This is a genomic window from Cryobacterium sp. Y82, from assembly GCF_002929495.1.
GTDB lineage: Bacteria > Actinomycetota > Actinomycetes > Actinomycetales > Microbacteriaceae > Cryobacterium > Cryobacterium serini.
Genome location: NZ_PJJJ01000035.1, coordinates 113,603 through 129,960, shown reverse-complemented (window position 1 = coordinate 129,960; position 16,358 = coordinate 113,603). Strand labels below are relative to the sequence as shown.

General features: G+C 61.2%; 19 protein-coding genes. 10 read left to right on the top strand and 9 right to left on the bottom strand.

The features are described 5' to 3' along the window. Positions 1-2 precede the first annotated feature (2 nt). The 6 genes from CXY70_RS12760 to CXY70_RS12735 all read left to right on the top strand — a co-directional run bounded on the left by CXY70_RS12760 (position 3) and on the right by CXY70_RS12735 (position 5,299). Positions 3-329: a non-heme iron oxygenase ferredoxin subunit gene (locus tag CXY70_RS12760; protein ID WP_104082647.1), complete on the top strand. Its 327-nt coding sequence runs from the start codon at positions 3-5 to the stop codon at positions 327-329. Between the two features lie 61 nt (positions 330-390). Then, complete coding sequence (gene sufC / locus CXY70_RS12755) at positions 391-1,155, top strand: Fe-S cluster assembly ATPase SufC (protein WP_104129098.1); 765 nt, start codon at positions 391-393, stop codon at positions 1,153-1,155. A gap of 4 nt (positions 1,156-1,159) precedes the next feature. Then, the gene (locus CXY70_RS12750) at positions 1,160-1,489 is read left to right on the top strand and encodes a metal-sulfur cluster assembly factor (protein ID WP_104129099.1); all 330 of its coding nucleotides are present in this window, start codon (positions 1,160-1,162) and stop codon (positions 1,487-1,489) included. A gap of 119 nt (positions 1,490-1,608) precedes the next feature. Continuing rightward, positions 1,609-2,238, top strand: a complete 630-nt coding sequence (locus CXY70_RS12745) for a TetR/AcrR family transcriptional regulator (protein WP_104192862.1) — start codon at positions 1,609-1,611, stop codon at positions 2,236-2,238. A gap of 120 nt (positions 2,239-2,358) precedes the next feature. Further along, positions 2,359-3,957 carry an ABC-F family ATP-binding cassette domain-containing protein gene (locus CXY70_RS12740; protein ID WP_104192730.1) on the top strand — a complete coding sequence of 533 codons (1,599 nt, stop codon included), beginning with the start codon at positions 2,359-2,361 and terminating at the stop codon, positions 3,955-3,957. 52 nt (positions 3,958-4,009) lie between these two features. Beyond that, on the top strand, positions 4,010-5,299 hold the full coding sequence (locus CXY70_RS12735; RefSeq protein WP_233205926.1) for a glycosyltransferase: 1,290 nt from the start codon (positions 4,010-4,012) through the stop codon (positions 5,297-5,299). Between the two features lies 1 nt (position 5,300). Here CXY70_RS12735 and CXY70_RS12730 read toward each other — a convergent pair whose 3' ends face one another. From CXY70_RS12730 to CXY70_RS12720, 3 genes are read right to left on the bottom strand one after another with little or no spacing between them, the layout of a single operon-like run. Then, positions 5,301-6,143 carry an SURF1 family protein gene (locus CXY70_RS12730; RefSeq protein ID WP_104192729.1) on the bottom strand — a complete coding sequence of 281 codons (843 nt, stop codon included), beginning with the start codon at positions 6,141-6,143 and terminating at the stop codon, positions 5,301-5,303. Then, positions 6,140-6,415, bottom strand: a complete 276-nt coding sequence (locus tag CXY70_RS12725; protein WP_369852558.1) for a hypothetical protein — start codon at positions 6,413-6,415, stop codon at positions 6,140-6,142. Before CXY70_RS12725 ends, CXY70_RS12730 begins: the two co-directional genes overlap by 4 nt. Then, positions 6,412-6,690, bottom strand: a complete 279-nt coding sequence (locus tag CXY70_RS12720; RefSeq protein ID WP_104192728.1) for a DUF3099 domain-containing protein — start codon at positions 6,688-6,690, stop codon at positions 6,412-6,414. Before CXY70_RS12720 ends, CXY70_RS12725 begins: the two co-directional genes overlap by 4 nt. 177 nt (positions 6,691-6,867) lie before the next feature. Between CXY70_RS12720 and fabG the strand changes: the two genes are divergently transcribed. Continuing rightward, a complete protein-coding gene (gene fabG, locus CXY70_RS12715; RefSeq protein ID WP_104192727.1) occupies positions 6,868-7,578 on the top strand; it encodes a 3-oxoacyl-ACP reductase FabG in 711 nt (236 codons plus the stop codon). Positions 7,579-7,604: 26 nt separating this feature from the next. Here fabG and serB read toward each other — a convergent pair whose 3' ends face one another. Together serB and CXY70_RS12705 are read right to left on the bottom strand one after the other, a co-directional pair. Continuing rightward, positions 7,605-8,258 carry a phosphoserine phosphatase SerB gene (gene serB / locus CXY70_RS12710; protein WP_104192726.1) on the bottom strand — a complete coding sequence of 218 codons (654 nt, stop codon included), beginning with the start codon at positions 8,256-8,258 and terminating at the stop codon, positions 7,605-7,607. Further along, the gene (locus CXY70_RS12705; RefSeq protein WP_104192725.1) at positions 8,255-9,499 is read right to left on the bottom strand and encodes a glucose-1-phosphate adenylyltransferase; all 1,245 of its coding nucleotides are present in this window, start codon (positions 9,497-9,499) and stop codon (positions 8,255-8,257) included. Before CXY70_RS12705 ends, serB begins: the two co-directional genes overlap by 4 nt. Before the next feature lie 79 nt (positions 9,500-9,578). On the opposite strand from CXY70_RS12705, the gene glgA reads away from it, so the two are divergent. The 3 genes from glgA (at position 9,579) to CXY70_RS12690 (ending at position 12,071) form a co-directional block, all read left to right on the top strand. Beyond that, positions 9,579-10,760, top strand: coding sequence for a glycogen synthase (gene glgA / locus CXY70_RS12700; protein WP_104192724.1), 1,182 nt, complete (start codon positions 9,579-9,581; stop codon positions 10,758-10,760). A gap of 83 nt (positions 10,761-10,843) precedes the next feature. Continuing rightward, complete coding sequence (locus CXY70_RS12695) at positions 10,844-11,626, top strand: ABC transporter ATP-binding protein (RefSeq protein ID WP_104192723.1); 783 nt, start codon at positions 10,844-10,846, stop codon at positions 11,624-11,626. A gap of 193 nt (positions 11,627-11,819) precedes the next feature. Further along, positions 11,820-12,071, top strand: coding sequence for a type B 50S ribosomal protein L31 (locus CXY70_RS12690; protein ID WP_092107894.1), 252 nt, complete (start codon positions 11,820-11,822; stop codon positions 12,069-12,071). A 159-nt stretch (positions 12,072-12,230) separates the two neighbouring features. Here the strand turns inward: CXY70_RS12690 and CXY70_RS12685 are convergent, their stop codons facing one another. The 4 genes from CXY70_RS12685 to treS all read right to left on the bottom strand — a co-directional run bounded on the left by CXY70_RS12685 (position 12,231) and on the right by treS (position 16,352). Beyond that, the gene (locus CXY70_RS12685) at positions 12,231-12,917 is read right to left on the bottom strand and encodes an exonuclease domain-containing protein (RefSeq protein ID WP_104192722.1); all 687 of its coding nucleotides are present in this window, start codon (positions 12,915-12,917) and stop codon (positions 12,231-12,233) included. 92 nt (positions 12,918-13,009) lie between these two features. Further along, positions 13,010-13,723: a GAF and ANTAR domain-containing protein gene (locus tag CXY70_RS12680; protein ID WP_104192721.1), complete on the bottom strand. Its 714-nt coding sequence runs from the start codon at positions 13,721-13,723 to the stop codon at positions 13,010-13,012. Between the two features lie 110 nt (positions 13,724-13,833). Further along, on the bottom strand, positions 13,834-14,535 hold the full coding sequence (locus CXY70_RS12675) for a GAF and ANTAR domain-containing protein (protein ID WP_104192720.1): 702 nt from the start codon (positions 14,533-14,535) through the stop codon (positions 13,834-13,836). Between the two features lie 119 nt (positions 14,536-14,654). Further along, a complete protein-coding gene (gene treS / locus CXY70_RS12670) occupies positions 14,655-16,352 on the bottom strand; it encodes a maltose alpha-D-glucosyltransferase (RefSeq protein ID WP_104192719.1) in 1,698 nt (565 codons plus the stop codon). Positions 16,353-16,358: the final 6 nt, after the last annotated feature.

Sequence of the window (16,358 nt, the reverse complement as noted above, 5' to 3'; positions counted from 1 at the left end):
GCATGACCGCAACGAAGATCTGCGCTCTCGATGAGCTCGAAGTAAACCAAGCCGTTAAGATCGAAATCGACGGGGTCGCCATCGCTCTCGTGCGTGACGCCGCCGGCGACGTGTTCGCCATCGGTGATACCTGCACGCACGGTGATATTTCCCTGTCGGAGGGTTTCGTGGAAGGCCAGACTCTTGAGTGCTGGGCCCACGGTTCGATGTTCTCCCTCACCACGGGCAAGCCGCTGTCTCTGCCGGCCTACGACCCGGTCCCGGTTTACAACGTTGAACTCATCGATGGTTTCGTCTTCGTCGATCCGTCCGTCACCGTCGCGGTATAAATCTGCTCAAGGCAGTTCCGCGCCCATCAACTCAAAGAATTTAGAAAGGGATAAGACATTCATGTCTGTTCTTGAGATCAAAGACCTGCACGTCAGCGTCGAGACCGACCAGGGCACCAAGCAGATTCTGCGCGGCGTCGACCTCACCATCAATGAAGGCGAAATCCACGCCATTATGGGCCCGAACGGCTCAGGCAAGTCCACCCTCGCCTACACAATCGCCGGTCACCCGAAGTATCACGTCGAGAGCGGCTCCATCCTGCTTGACGGCGCCGAAGTGCTCAAAATGACAGTGGATGCCCGTGCTCGCGCCGGCCTGTTCCTTGCCATGCAGTACCCGGTCGAGATTCCTGGTGTGACCGTCACCAACTTCCTCCGCACTGCGAAGACTGCCATTGAGGGTGAGGCGCCTCCAATCCGGACCTGGATTAAGGATGTGCGCCAGGCCATGACTGACCTGCGCATGGACAAGGCTTTCGCCGAACGCAACGTCAACGAAGGCTTTTCCGGCGGCGAAAAGAAGCGCAACGAGATTCTCCAGCTCGAACTCCTCAAGCCCAAGTTCGCCGTGCTCGACGAGACCGACTCGGGACTCGACGTTGACGCACTCAAGATCGTGTCGGAGGGCGTCAACCGTGCCAAAGCCAACACCGGCCTCGGATTGCTCCTCATCACGCACTACACGCGCATCCTGCGATACATCCACCCGGACTTTGTGCATGTCTTCGTCAATGGCCGTATCGCCGAACAGGGCGGCCCTGAGCTTGCTGACCGCCTCGAGGACGAGGGCTATGATCGCTTTCTCGTCCCGTCGAACGTAGGCTAATCGTATGGTTTCAACACTGAGTCCGGCGCGCTTCGATGAAATCGAAGAGGCCCTTAAAGACGTCATGGACCCCGAGCTCGGCATCAATGTGGTCGACCTCGGACTTATCTACGACCTCGGCTGGGACGATGAGAACAATGCGCTCATCATCCACATGACCCTCACCTCGGCCGGCTGTCCGCTGACCGATGTGCTCGAGGAGCAGACGGCCGAGGCTTTGGATGGCGTCGTCGATCAGTTCCGCATCAACTGGGTCTGGATGCCGCCGTGGGGTCCCGAAAAGATCACAGACGATGGTCGCGACATGATGCGAGCCCTCGGCTTCGCGATGTAACTCCCGCTCGATTTGAAGGCCCCGCCCGTACCAGCAGGCGGGGTCTTTTTAGGTCCCTGCCCGCCAGCCGATGAGGGTTAGTAGGTCATTCTATTGATTAGACTAGTATGCTAATGCACATGGATATCGGGGAAAATGGGGCAGTGCGGCGGAGGGTGGCCCAAGCGGCGAGTACACGCGCCGAGATCGTGATGGCGGCGGGAAGGCTGATGCTCGAGCGCGGGTATGTCGGCACTTCGGTGGCGGCGATCGCGGGAGAAGCCGGTGTCGTCGTGCAAACCATCTACAACTCGGTGGGGTCGAAGGCCGAGCTGCTGGCAGCGGTACTCGATAGGGTCGCTGCAGAACCGGGGGCACCGGCACTGCTGTCTGGCGCGACCCGGGAACGCATCGCTGAGGCACGCACGGCAACCGAGGTCATTCGCATTTTGGCCCGATCGAGCGCACTGGTGAACGAGCGCACCTCGGGAATCTTGCGCATTGTCAGCGAAGCGGCCGTGGTCGACCCCGATGTGGGGGAGTTCGAGCAGAAGCGCGATGCGGCGAGGCTTCACGGTTTCGGCGAAGTGGCGGCAGCGCTGCGCGAGAAGCGCGGCCTACGCGGGGGACTGAGTGACCACGAGGCGGCGGCGACAATGTGGGCGCTGGCGCATCCACAGACTTACCGCTCGCTCGTTCTGTCGCTCGGCTGGTCGACGGAGGCCTACCTGAACTGGCTGGAAAAGTCGCTCCTGGCGGCCTTGCTGTAGCCATCCGTGTGCCGAGCACAACCTGAAGGCAAATATACTAGTGAGTTGGACCACTTTGGCCCACCGCAGATTACATGAACACCACCACACCCGTACACACACCTCGAATGGACTATTGCTGTGCTCAACGTGCAAGATCTCGAAATCCGCGTTGGAGCGCGCGTGCTCATGGAGGGCGTCAACTTCCGCGTCGCGAGCGGCGACAAGATAGGTCTCGTCGGTCGTAACGGAGCAGGCAAGACGACCCTGACGAAGACGCTCGCGGGGGAGACGAACCCGACCAAGGGTTCGATCAGCCATTCCGGTGAAATCGGCTACCTGCCCCAGGATCCGCGCGCCGGAGACCCGACCATGCTCGCCCGCACCCGTATCCTGGACGCGCGCGGCCTCGGTACCATTGCGCTCGGCATGCACGAGTCCAGCTTGGCCATGGCTGACCCTGATCCCAAAATCAGCGCTGCCGCCATGAAAAAGTATGGTCGCCTGACGGATGAGTTCAACGGTTTAGGCGGTTATTCCGCCGAGGCCGAGGCCGCGTCGATCGCCAGCAACCTGAAACTGCCCGACCATATCCTCGACCAGGCCCTCAGCACCCTGTCCGGTGGTCAGCGTCGTCGCATCGAACTGGCGCGCATCCTGTTCTCGGCCGCCGAGATGATGATCCTCGACGAACCCACCAACCACCTCGACGCCGACTCGGTGGCGTGGCTGCGCGAATTCGTCAAGAATTACAAGGGCGGTGTCATCATCATCAGCCACGATATCGAGCTCGTCGGAGAGACAGTCAACCGCGTCTTCTACCTCGATGCGAACCGCATGATGATCGACATCTACAACATGAACTGGAAGAACTACCTACTCCAGCGCACAGCGGATGCCGATCGCCGCAAGAAGGAACGCTCCAACGCGGAGAAGAAAGCCTCAACCCTGCAGTTGCAGGCCGCGAAGTTCGGGGCCAAGGCCAGCAAGGCCGCAGCCGCCCACCAGATGGTGGCCCGCGCTGAGAAGCTCCTCTCCGGGCTCGACGCCGTGCGTGCCGTTGAACGTGTCGCGAAGCTGCGGTTCCCTGAACCAGCACCCTGCGGTCGAACGCCGCTCATGGCCAAAGACCTGTCGAAGAGCTATGGTTCGCTCGAAATCTTCACGGCCGTCGACCTCGCCATCGACCGCGGATCCAAGGTTGTCATTCTCGGCCTCAACGGTGCCGGTAAAACTACGCTGCTGCGCATGCTCGCGGGTGTCGACGAATCCGATACCGGTTCGATCGAACCCGGGCACGGCCTGCGGATCGGTTACTACGCGCAGGAACATGAAACGATCGACGTCAAACGCAGCGTGCTCGAGAACATGGTTTCTTCCTCGCCCAGCATCACCGAGATGGAAGCCCGGCGGGTACTCGGCTCGTTCCTGTTCACCGGCGACGACTCCAACAAGCCGGCCGGTGTGCTTTCCGGCGGCGAGAAGACCCGTCTTGCCCTGGCCATGATCGTCGTCTCCGGCGCCAACGTGCTGCTGCTCGACGAGCCCACTAACAACCTTGACCCGGCCAGCCGCGAGGAAATTTTGGACGCTCTGGCGCACTACGCCGGTGCTGTTGTACTCGTGAGCCACGATGAGGGCGCAGTGCAGGCCCTCAATCCGGAGCGCGTGTTGATCATGCCCGAAGGCACAGAAGACCACTGGAACAAGGATTACCTCGACCTCATCGAGCTGTCCTAACTGATTCTTTGATCCGGCGTACCTCGCCGGATTCGACTCAAAGGAACCCTGCGTGTTGCCGCTCGCGAAATCTTTGCGCATCGCGCTGGTGTGCCTGCACACCTCACCGGGTGCGGATCCCGGTGCCGGTGACGCGGGCGGTATGAACGTCGTCGTACGCCATCAAGCGGAAGCTCTTGCAGCCCTGGGGCACTCCGTGAGTATTCTGAGCCGCCGTTCAGCGGCGAATCAGCCAAGAGCGATGGAGCTGGCTCCGGGCGTGATCCTGGAGTTTCTTGACGCGGGTCCGGCAACTGCACTGCCGAAGGGCGACCACGAACACTGGATCGAGAAGTTTTCGGCCCAGCTGGCGGCAAGACCGCCGTGGGACATTGTCCACTCGCATCACTGGTTTTCCGGCATGGCCGCTTTGCCGGTAGCGCGGAAATGGGGCGTTCCGCACGTACAAAGCTTCCACAGCATCGCTGCCGACGAATCGACGCCGCTCTCGGCGGGGGAGCGTGCCGAGTCACCGGGACGGATGCTCGGTGAGGCATGGCTGGCACGTGAATCGGATTCACTCGTCGCGATCAGCGCGTCCGAGGCGGCGACGATCACTGGGCGGCTGGGCGGTGCCGTAGACCGCACGGCCATTGTGCCGCCCGGTGTCGACAGCAGCATGTTCTCGCCGAGCATGCCGGTTGATCTGGCGGTACAGGGCGACGGCCGCGGTTACGTCCTCGTCGCAGCCCGCCTGCAACCCCTCAAAGGCCTCGACCTGGCCATTGCTGCAGTCGCAGCCGTGCCGGCGGCCATTCGTCCGACGCTCGTGATCGCCGGTGCTGCTTCGGCCGACTACGACGGCTACGTTGACGAGTTGAGGGCGATCGCCGAGCGGGTCGGGCTTACAGATGAGCTTGATCTGATCGGTCCGCAGTCCAGGGTCAATATGAGCGCCCTGTTTCGGGGTGCCCGGCTCGTGCTGGTGCCGTCTCACTCGGAAACCTACGGGCTCGTTGCCCTCGAAGCTGCCGCGAGCGGTGTGCCCGTCATTGCCGCAGCATCCGGCGGCCTGCGTGAAGCCGTTGCTGACGGGGTGACCGGTCTGGTGCTGGAATCGCGTGAGCCACTGGTGTGGGCCGACGCGATCGCTGACGTACTGACCGATCCGCAGCGGGCGCGGCAACTCTCAGTGGCGGCGCGGGAGCGCGCACTTGGTCTGAAATGGGCCCGGTCGGCTGCGTCGCTGCTCGAGGTCTACCGGGGGCTGCTCGCGTGTGACGCCCACGGGAGAAAACTCAGTACGCGTTCGCCCGGCCGCACGCAGCACCGAGCGACGTCGCCTGACGTTTCTTTCGATTAGGTCAGTTGGCGTCGAGCAAAGCGTCTTCAATTTCCGCATCGTTACGCGGTTTTGCCGCCCGCTTGCGGGCACGCTCGTCCGCGCGTGCGCGTTCTTCTGGATCTTCGGCGTTCACGCTGCGGTATTCCTCGCGTAGTGCCCAGCCGAGGCCGATGAAGGCGAGCAGGCCGAACACAAACCACTGGAAGGCATACGACAGGTGGGGACCCTCGTCGCGTATCGGTTTGACGACAGCGGTCGGACGTTCCTCGCTAGGCAAGGGGCTTTCCGAGTCCATCAGACCGTACGCACCGGTGTAGGTGGGCTGGTTGAGCCGCTCGGCAATAGACGTGAGGTTAATCGTCGCGACTTGATTGCCGCTCGCCGTGCGGCCGGGCAGGTCGGGTTCGGTGGCTTTGAGTCGGGCTACGACGGTTACGGTTCCGCTTGGCGGTGCCGGGACCGTGTCGGGAGCATCCTGCTCCTGGCCGGTCGGCAACCAGCCGCGATTGACGATGAAAATCGTGCCATTGGAAAGCAGTAGCGGGGTCAGAACTTCAAAGCCCGGATTAACGTTGAGGGGGCGGTTCCGCGCGAGCATCTCGTCGTCGACAAGATAGGTACCGGTAAGTTCCACCGGCATCCACTTCTGGGATTCGTCGAAAGCTGTCAGATCGGGAAGCGCTTCGGCGATGGGAACGGGGTTCGCGTCAAAATTGGATTCGATCTTGAACAGCTCGGTAAGTGCTTGATCACGCCGGGCGAGTTGCCAAACGCCGAGTCCGGAACACACCGCCGCGAAGAGAATGGTGAGTGCCAGATACCCGGCCCAGCGTCGGCTGAAAGCGAACTGCCAGCCCGTCATTGCGTATCTCCAACGTGCTCTGGTCCGGTAGACCCAAGCATGCTCACACTCAGGGGAAAATCACGGGCGGCCAGAAACTCACGCAGGTAGTCGACGTGATCGTCGCAGGCCAGCCAGGTTTTGAGGCGGTCGGTCGAGTGGATGCGTGGGTTGCGCCAATCGAGGCGCCAACGTCCTGGATTTCGGCAGTCGGCGCGCGAGCAGGTAGATGTTTGCAGCGGAGCGCCCAGTCCGATCATCGGACCGCGCTCAGCGGCCTCGCGAGCGTTCACTTAGCCTCATCATCGGTGTTGCGGTACGTCGCGACGGTGCCGGGCCGTAACACTTCGGGACCGCGTGGGGTTATCTTTACGTTCGCGACCACGACAGCGAAGTAGGGAAGCGCAATCGCACCGATGGCGCAGATCAGCAGCCACCAGCCCTGCACGAACAGCATGAGCACAATGCAAATGATACGCACTCCCATCGCAATGGAGTACTTGATCATCCGGTTGCGTCGCTCAACCTCCGGGGAGGCGGGGAGCGAGGTGATCGACTGCTGCTTCATGGGTCCATCGGGTTCGTCAGTGGGTCAGCGGGTTGGTCAGCGGGGGGATAACCCGCCTCAACCAGCCTACGACTGTGTGACCTGATTCCTGCACGCCTTAAACTTGAATCTGCCGGGTATTTTGTAAAACTCGCCTTCGGCAGCCCACAGCTCGGTTCACAACAGAAGAGGAACTTTATGACAACGGCTCGAACAGTGCTCGTCACCGGCGGTAACCGCGGTATCGGTTTTGCCATCGCGAAAGAATTTCTCGCCCAGGGCCACCGCGTCGCTGTGACTTCACGGTCTGGTCACGGACCGGCCGGCAGCCTCACCGTGCGCGCCGACGTGACCGATGCTGCGTCGATCGATGCAGCGTTCACCGAGATTGAGGCGACATACGGTCCGGTTGAGGTCGTCGTTGCGAACGCTGGAATTACCCGTGACACACTGCTCATGCGCATGTCCGATGATGACTTCACCTCGGTGATCGACACGAACCTCAGCGGGGCGTTTCGCGTGGTCAAAAGGGCGAGCAAGGGCATGCTCAAAGCTCGCTACGGACGGATCGTCCTCATATCCAGCGTCGTCGGACTCTATGGCTCCGCAGGCCAGGTGAATTATTCGGCATCGAAGAGCGGGCTGATCGGCCTGGCCCGTTCGATCACACGCGAGCTCGGTGCTCGCGGCATTACCGCCAACGTCGTCGCTCCAGGTTTTATCGAAACCGATATGACCGCTGCTCTTCCCGAAGCACAGCAGGCGGACTACAAGCGCAACATTCCGGCCGGTCGCTTTGCCACTGCGCTAGAAGTTGCTCGTGTCGTCACCTGGCTGTCCGGCGACGATGCCGGGTACATTTCGGGTGCCGTTATCCCCGTCGATGGCGGCTTGGGAATGGGCCACTGAGCAAACAGCGAAGCGGTGCAGCCGTATCAGCCGCGCAAACCCAGCAACGGCAGTACCTGACTGAGATTGCAGCGGTCGATCACGAGGTCGGCCTCACGCTTGACCCGTGGCTTGGCGTTGAACGCGACGGCGAGTCCGGCGGCGTCCATCATGTGCAGGTCGTTGGCGCCGTCCCCGACTGCGATGGTCTGCGACAGGGCGATGCCGTTTTGTGCCGCCCATTCGCGCAGGGCGACCGCTTTCGCCTCGGCGTCAATAATTGGTCCGAAGACCCGCCCGGTCAAACGGCCGGCTTCGACTTCAAGTCGGTTGGCACGCCAATGGTCCACACCGAGGTCGGCCGCGAGGGGGTCGAGCAACTCGTGAAAGCCGCCGGACACCACGGCGACGATGCCCCCTCCGGCATGAATACCGGCAATCAGCTCGTGCACCCCCTCAGTCGGGCGGATGCGCTGGGCCACCTCGGCAAACACGGCGTCGGGCAGTCCCGCCAGGGTTAAAACTCGTTCGCGCAGGCTTTCGGCGAAATCAAGTTCGCCACGCATTGCACGTTCGGTCACGTCGGCCACGAGATTTCGCGAGCCGGCGGCATCCGCCAACAACTCGATCACCTCATCCTGAATCAGGGTCGAGTCGGCATCGAGGACGACCAGAAATCGTGGTGCAGTAGCGGAGATCACGGAGTAACGAGCACGCCCTTGCCGACGACGGTGATGCCGGATTCAGTCACGCTAAAACCGCGCGCGAGGTCGCGATCACGATTGACACCGACCGTGGCACCGGCCTCGACGATGACTTCCTTGTCGAGAATGGCGCGACGCACGATCGCACCGGGTCGAATCTGCACGCGGTCAAACACGATCGAGTCAACGACTTCGCAGGCCGACCCGATCGCAGTCCAGGGTCCGAGAACGCTGCGCTCGATGTGGGCGCCGGAAATAACGCACCCCAGCGACACAATCGAGTCGATCATGGTGCCAAGAGCACCCCGGCCGTCCCGCACGAATTTTGCTGGCGGCGAGTTCAACTGCATGCTGAAAATCGGCCACTCGTGGTTGTACAGGTTGAACACGGGAAGCGCCGAAATAAGGTCCTGGTGGGCCTCGAAGAACGAGTCGATCGTTCCCACGTCGCGCCAGTAGTACCGATCGCGATCGGTTGACCCTGGTACCACATTGCGCTGGAGGTCGTACACACCGGCGTCGCCGCGGGAGACAAAATCGGGAATGATGTCACCGCCCATGTCATGGCTCGAATCGGTACGCTCACCATCGCGCAGTACCGCCTCGATCAGGGCATCGGTGTTGAAGACATAGTTTCCCATCGAAGCGAACACCTCGTGGGGGGCGTCGGCAAGCCCGACGGCGTCCTTGGGCTTCTCACGAAAATCGGAGATCAGGCCAGGCGTGGCGGCATCCACTTCGATGACGCCGAACTGGTCGGCTAGGCCGATGGGCTGGCGAATCGCGGCGACCGTGGCCGACAGGCCAGACGCGATGTGCGCTTCGATCATCTGGCTGAAATCCATGCGGTAAACATGGTCGGCACCGACGACGACAACGATGTCGGGTTTCTCGTCGTGGATGAGATTCAGACTCTGCAGAATCGCGTCGGCCGATCCGCTGAACCAGCGCTTGCCGAGCCGCTGCTGAGCGGGCACGGATGCGATGTACGAGTTAGACAAACCACCGGAGACATGCCAAGTCTGGGAGACGTGGCGGTCGAGACTGTGTGACTTGTACTGCGTCAACACAACGACCTGGGTGAGGCCCGAATTGATCAGGTTGGACAGGGCAAAATCCACCAGGCGGTAATGCCCTCCAAAGGGTACCGCTGGCTTGGCGCGGTCCTCGGTCAGCGGCATCAGCCGTTTTCCCTCACCACCTGCGAGTACGATTCCAAAGATTTTCTTGGCTTTCATGTGTACAGAGTAGGGCCAACCGGGCAGCTCGAGTTGCACGGCGGATGTGCGTCGGGTTCGGCTGCGCTACCTTTGCTCCATGCGAGTGGATCTGATGACCAAGGAATACCCCCCGGAAATCTACGGGGGAGCGGGCGTTCACGTGATGGAACTCGTGCGTGCTCTTCGTGAAGATATTGACGTGTCGGTGCGGTGCTTCGGTGGGCCCCGCACCGATACCGACACCTTTGCCTATGAAGTTCCGGCGCAGCTGGCCGGCGCCAACGCCACCCTGAGTACCCTCGGCGTTGACCTGCAGATGGCCCAGGACGCCGCTGATGCCGACCTCGTGCACTCGCACACCTGGTATGCCAATGCGGCCGGGCACCTCGCGAAGATGCTGCACGGAATCCCGCACGTCGTCACGGCCCACAGTCTCGAACCCCTGCGGCCGTGGAAGGCCGAGCAGCTTGGCGGGGGCTACCGCGTCTCGAGCTGGATCGAGAAAACGGCCTTCGAGGCAGCGGATGCCGTGATCGCCGTCAGCGACGGCATGCGGCGCGATATTCTGCGCAGCTACCCGGCACTTGATGAGAGTCGGGTGCACACGGTGTACAACGGTATTGACCTTGACCGCTGGAAGCCCAGACTCGACGCAGACTTCGTCCGGGAGCTTGGCATCGACCCTGAACGACCATCAGTCGTGTTCGTCGGTCGCATCACCAGGCAAAAGGGTCTGCCGTACCTGTTACGTGCCGCCGCGTTGCTGCCTCCAGAGGTGCAGTTCATACTGTGTGCCGGAGCGCCGGACACTCCAGGAATCCTGGCCGAAGTGACCGCTGGCGTCGAGGCGTTGCAGCGGGAACGGTCGGGGGTCGTCTGGATCAACCGACTCCTCGCCCAACCAGAGCTCGCCGCGGTGCTGACGCACGGCACAGTCTTCGTTTGCCCGTCCATTTACGAACCACTGGGAATCGTCAACCTCGAGGCAATGGCCTGTGGACTGGCAGTTGTCGGTACCGCTACCGGTGGTATCCCCGAGGTCGTCGCCGACGGTCATACCGGGCGGCTGGTGCCGATTGAGCAGCTCACCGACGGCACGGGCACGCCACTGAATCCCGATCAATTCGTCGCTGACCTGGCCCGCATCCTGACAGAGGTGGTGAGCGATCCGGTCCGAGCGGCTGAAATGGGACGTGCTGGCCGCCTGCGCGCCGAGCGCGAGTTCGGCTGGAGCCAAATCGCCACCCGCACTCGGGAGATCTACGCGTCTCTACTTTGACTCACCCCGTCAGGGGTGGCGGTCTCGCTCCTGGGGTGGGCCCGGCGTATTTCTGCGTCGACCCCGCCCGATAACATGGCTGTATGGTCAACGTTTTGCATTTCACCGACGTCTCGGTCGTCCGGGGTGGCACCCCCATCCTCGACTCAGTGAATTGGAGCGTCGACGACGACCAACGGTGGGTCATCCTTGGCCCGAATGGGGCCGGCAAGACCACGTTGTTACAGATTGCCGCAGCTTTTATGCATCCGTCGACCGGTCAGGCCGAGGTACTCGATGAGACCCTTGGCGGTACGGATGTCTTCGAGCTGCGGCCCCGGATCGGGTTCGCCTCGACTGCAATGGCACGCAAAGTCCCCGCCAATGAGAAGGTCCTCGACGTTGTCATGACGGCGGCCTACTCGGTAACCGGCCGGTGGAACGAAGAATACGAAACCATTGATGAACGACGAGCCCAGCGCGTATTGCAGGAATGGAATCTCGATCATCTTGCCGACCGCAAATTCGGCACCCTGAGCGACGGAGAACAGAAACGGGTCCAGATCGCCCGCTCAGTCATGACCGACCCGGAAATTCTTTTACTCGACGAGCCAGCTGCGAGCCTCGACCTCGGCGCCAGGGAAGCGCTGCTGCAGCTTCTTAGCGGCTTCGCCCAGGAACCCAATTCGCCGGCCATCATCATGGTCACTCACCACGTTGAAGAGATTCCACTTGGATTCACCCATGTGCTGCTACTGTCCGGCGGCAAGGTCGTCTCGGCCGGACCAATCGGCACGGCGCTCACCGCGACGGCTCTGAGCGAGACGTTCGGCCTGAACATTGAACTCACCGAGAACGACGGCCGCTTCGGGGCGCGCGCTGTCTAAACGGAACGCTCCAACAGAAGGCTTCAACGCCGAGGAGTTCCCGCCAAAGTAAGTTCTGCTAAAGTAAGGGGCTGGCCATCAGGCCAACCGGCTTGGCGTTGTCATTTGGGCATACGGCGAGCGGTGCCCAACAATCGAACAGCACTGTGACCAGTTACAAGTCTGTTCACCAGAAGTGCAAAAGGAAATTTTCATGAAGTCTGACATTCATCCCGAGTACGCTGCCGTCGTTTTCCGCGACCTCGCCTCCGGCGCGACCTTTCTGACCCGTTCGACGGTCTCCAGCAAGAAGACCATCGAGTGGGAAGACGGAACCACGTACCCGGTCATCGACGTGGAAATCTCCTCCGAATCGCACCCGTTCTACACGGGCAAACAGCGCATCATGGACTCCGCCGGCCGCGTCGAGAAGTTCAACTCGCGTTACAAGGGGTTCGGCAAATAGCACCAGATATTTGCAGACGTCCAGTTTTAGAAGAAAAGAGCGACCAGCTTCGGCTGGTCGCTCTTTTCTTCTGCCAGCAGGCCCAGTACTGAGGCCAGTCCGGCTATTGCATTACATTAATTTTTCTGGTCAACAAAGACCTGAGCAACAAGTACGGAATCAACGCTGGGGCCAGGCAGTGTCAGCCAGAAACTCGGGGTCGCGGCCGCGCCGCATGTACTCCTGGAAGCTTTCGGCCTGCTGGCGATACCAGGTGACCTGCAGCGCGTGCATCTCGTCGAGAGTGGTGGGCAGGGCACCTTCGTGTGCCCGGTGAATTGCCTGGGCGACACGACCGGCGGCGATTGCATCGGCTCCGGCATCGTGTGCTTCCTCCAGGCTGACTCCGTAGAACGCGCTCGTGACCTCCAGGGTGCGTTTGCCTTTTCGATACTTATCGACGGCTTTGTCGATGACGAGCGGATCAACGACCGGGCTGGGGGAGATCAGGGGGGCGATGCCATAGCGCAGGGCTTCACGGTCGAGCAGGGTGAGATCGTAGGGGGCGTTGTAGGCCACGATCGGCAGGCCGTCGCTCAGATGACCACGCAGTGCGCCGACGATCTCGGCCACCGCCTCGGCTGCCGTGCGGCCGTGCTCTACGGCATGCTCTGTCGTGATTCCGTGCACGTTGGTCGCGCCGGCGGGAATGTCGATGCCCGGATCGACCAGCCAGTCGATGCGCTCAACGGCCGTACCGCTCGCGTCGATAACGGCGACAGTGGCCGACACAATGCGGCATGTTTCTACGTCGATGCCGGTAGTTTCAAGGTCGAATACGGCGAGGTGATCGCTCCAAGTGCTCATACCCCCACCCTAGGGGCGACCGCCGACACGTTCTGCTGCGCGAGCCGGGGCTCTGCTTCGGCGGCCCGGGGAGCGGGGGTTGTGGGGTGAAATCAAAGTTGCACGCTACGGTTGATAACGTCTTCGGCACTCTCGCGCATCGTGCGATTGTTCGCCCGAGCATCCGCTCGCAGTCGTTTGAAAGCTTCGTCCATGTCGACCGTGCTGACCTGGGCGATGACCCCCTTGGCCTGTTCGATCAGAATGCGACTGTTCAGGGCGCGCTGCAACTGTTCATTGACGACGGCGTCTTCTCGCACCGTGCGTTCCTGCAGAATACTGATGGTCGCGATATCGGCCATGGCCTGCCCGATCGCGGCGTCTTCGGGGGTGACGTCGCCGGTATCGGAGCGGAACAGGTTGAGTGCACCGATTGACCGATGGCGGACCCGCATCGGAATGGCATGCACTGAGCGAAATCCCTGCGACAAAGCGGCGGCCGCAAAGTCTGGGTAGGTGTCCAAATACGTTCTGATGTCGCCCAGAGTGACGACTTTGCCAGTGAGATAGCAGTCCACACACGGACCGGCGCCAGCCCGCTGTTGCAGAACCTCCACCAGGTAGCTTTCTTCGCTGGTAGAGGCTACGACCTGGAGCTCCCCACCCGGGTCGGCCAGCAGTATGCCAGCGGCGGTGGCGTCGAGCACTTCGACGCACGCCTCGACCAGGGTATGAAGCACATCAAAAACGTCATATTCGCCCACGAGAGTGTCCGTCAACTTCATGAAGGCGGCGCTCACCAGTGAGGCGCGAGCCATGGTGACCATGAAGAAAGTCTAGAACCTTTACTGAAAATTAGTCAGTTGTCCCGAGTGAATTCGCACCGAGTGAATTAGTACCGAGTGAATTGGCACCGGTGAATTGGCACCGAGGAAGACTATAACTCGGTGTTTTGCGGGCTGAAGTGCAGACGCCGTGCGACCACGTCACCTGCAATGGCGCGCACCGTTTTACCGTGGGAGAAGGCGTGGGCGCGCAGCAGCAATAGGGCATCCGTCGGCGTGACGTTCATCTGCACGAGCACCATGCCGGTGGCCTGATGAATTTCCCGGCGCGACAGTGGAGACTCCGCAGGGGCTGTGGACGTCAACGACGTTGCACCGGTGGCGGCCTCCTGCACTCGGAGCAGATGGTCGAGCAGGTTCCAGGCGGTCTCGTTGGCCAGTACCAATGCTTTTGCACGGTCTGTGCGATCAAATGCTCCCGGGGTGGTGCTGTACAGCTCGACGATACCGACATTGAGCGCGCCGAGAATGAGGGGGAAGACGTAGAGCGCTTGGACCGTAGTGTCCATCAGTGCCATGTGGAATACCGGCCACAACGGATGCTCCACCTCGCGAACCCGAGGCTCCAAGACGGGAAGTCGCGTTCGGGCGGCTTCCCAACGCGGTCCCTCGCCGAGATCGAACTGCAGTTCGTCGAGCCGAGCGGCGAGGCGATCGGTGGCACAGACAATGGTTTCGGGTACGGCGCCGCCGAAAACCGAGACGGCAGCGCCGTTCACGGGCAAGGCCTCAAGAAAATGGGCGCACAAAGCAGTGTCCTCGACACCGACTTCGGTACTGGTCCATTCAGCCACGACCTGCCTCCAGGCGTTGGATGGCTTGCGTACTTCAAGGATACGTCCTGCGCACGATCGTGACAATGAATGTTCCCGCGGAGTTCAGCCCGATCGGGCCAGCGAAACGGCCGACGTGGTCAGCCGCAGTGCAGCCAGTAAAAACTCTGCGCCCCGAGCGTGAGGGTGAGAGAGCCTTCATTATCGAAACTGGGAAAGACTGCGCCGCCGAACAGGTCGTACAGCCGCGTCCCGGCCATGTCAACGTCATCGATCGTGAACGCGACGGGGTTGTGGGAGAAACTGAACACGCACATCACCGTTTCTGGCTGATCGCCGAACATGGAACCGGAGCCGGCATAGTTCCGGATGAAAACGAGTACGGATTCGTGGTTGGTGTTGAGCACACGGATGCCGCCCAGCCCGAAGGTCGGATGTGCTTTGCGTACATGGATCACGTTGCGAATCCAGTGCAAAAGTGAACCGGATTGGGCTAGTTGTGACTCCACGTTGGTCTGCGTGAAGTTGTAGACGAGGGACTGCACGATGGGCAGGAACAGTTTGCCGGGATCGGCATCGGAAAAGCCGGCATTGCGATCAGGGGTCCATTGCATCGGCGTACGGGAACTGTCCCGGTCAGACAACCAGATGTTGTCGCCCATTCCGATCTCGTCGCCGTAATAGAGAAACGGGCTACCGGGAAGGGCAAAGAGCAGGGCATGGGCCAGCTCGAGTTCGGCTCGGGAGTTATCGAGCAGGGGGGCCAGTCGTCTGCGAATGCCAATATTGGCGCGCATTCGTGGATCGTAGGCGTACCAGCCGTACATGGCCTGGCGGTACTCCTCGCTCACCATTTCCAGGGTGAGCTCGTCGTGGTTGCGCAGAAACACGGCCCAGCCGGCACCATCAGGAATGTCGGTCGTTTCGGAGAGAACGCGCACGAGTTCGTTGGCTTGCTGGGAACGCAGGGAGTAGAAGATGCGCGGCATCACCGGAAAATCGAAGGCCATGTGGCATTCCGGTTCTTCGTCGGTACCAAAGAATGCGGCAACCTCGCGCGGCCATTGATTGGCTTCGGCGATCATGACTCGGCCGGGATATTCCCGATCGACCATGGCGCGTAGCCGCTTGACGAACTCGTGGGTGGGCGGTTCACCCTCGCCGTTGCCCTCGTCGGACTCGAACAGGTACGGAATCGCATCCAGTCGAAAGCCATCGACACCAAGATCGAGCCAGAACCGTATGACATCAAAAATGGCTTCCTGCACGGCCAGGTTCTCAAAATTGAGGTCGGGCTGGTGCGAGAAGAAGCGGTGGAAGAAGAATTGCCGACGCACCGGGTCGAAAGCCCAGTTCGATTCCTCGGTATCCGTGAAGATGATGCGAATGTTGGGGTACCGCTCGTCAGTGTCGCTCCACACGTAGAAATCTCCGTAGGGCCCATCAGGGTCCTCACGGGATTGCTGAAACCATTCGTGCTGGTCGGACGTGTGATTTAGTGGAAAGTCGATCACGATGCGCATGTTGCGTTCGTGTGCCTTGGTCACGAGGTCTTTGAATTCCTCGAGGGTGCCGAATTCCGGCAAAATGGTGCGGTAATCGGCCACGTCGTAGCCGCCGTCTTTCAACGGTGAGCTGAAGAACGGTGGAATCCACAGTGCGTCAATGCCGAGCCATTGCAGGTAATCGAGCTTCGACACGAGGCCGGACAGGTCTCCGGAACCGTCGGCATTACTGTCGACGAACGACCGAACCATCACCTCATAGAAGACGGCGCGGCGGTACCACCGCGGATCGAGGGCCAAACCGGGCAGCTGGATGGGTGCGGTGAAGCTCACGGCTTT

Coding starts and splice junctions, on each gene's coding strand:
- CXY70_RS12750 (WP_104129099.1), top strand. CDS start 1,160: ATGGTTTCAACACTGAGTCCGGCGCGCTTCGATGAAATCGAAGAGGCC.
- CXY70_RS12680 (WP_104192721.1), bottom strand. CDS start 13,723: ATGGTCACCATGGCTCGCGCCTCACTGGTGAGCGCCGCCTTCATGAAG.
- CXY70_RS12745 (WP_104192862.1), top strand. CDS start 1,609: ATGGATATCGGGGAAAATGGGGCAGTGCGGCGGAGGGTGGCCCAAGCG.
- CXY70_RS12720 (WP_104192728.1), bottom strand. CDS start 6,690: ATGAAGCAGCAGTCGATCACCTCGCTCCCCGCCTCCCCGGAGGTTGAG.
- glgA (WP_104192724.1), top strand. CDS start 9,579: ATGCGAGTGGATCTGATGACCAAGGAATACCCCCCGGAAATCTACGGG.
- sufC (WP_104129098.1), top strand. CDS start 391: ATGTCTGTTCTTGAGATCAAAGACCTGCACGTCAGCGTCGAGACCGAC.
- CXY70_RS12705 (WP_104192725.1), bottom strand. CDS start 9,499: ATGAAAGCCAAGAAAATCTTTGGAATCGTACTCGCAGGTGGTGAGGGA.
- CXY70_RS12760 (WP_104082647.1), top strand. CDS start 3: ATGACCGCAACGAAGATCTGCGCTCTCGATGAGCTCGAAGTAAACCAA.
- fabG (WP_104192727.1), top strand. CDS start 6,868: ATGACAACGGCTCGAACAGTGCTCGTCACCGGCGGTAACCGCGGTATC.
- CXY70_RS12685 (WP_104192722.1), bottom strand. CDS start 12,917: ATGAGCACTTGGAGCGATCACCTCGCCGTATTCGACCTTGAAACTACC.
- CXY70_RS12730 (WP_104192729.1), bottom strand. CDS start 6,143: ATGACGGGCTGGCAGTTCGCTTTCAGCCGACGCTGGGCCGGGTATCTG.
- CXY70_RS12690 (WP_092107894.1), top strand. CDS start 11,820: ATGAAGTCTGACATTCATCCCGAGTACGCTGCCGTCGTTTTCCGCGAC.
- CXY70_RS12695 (WP_104192723.1), top strand. CDS start 10,844: ATGGTCAACGTTTTGCATTTCACCGACGTCTCGGTCGTCCGGGGTGGC.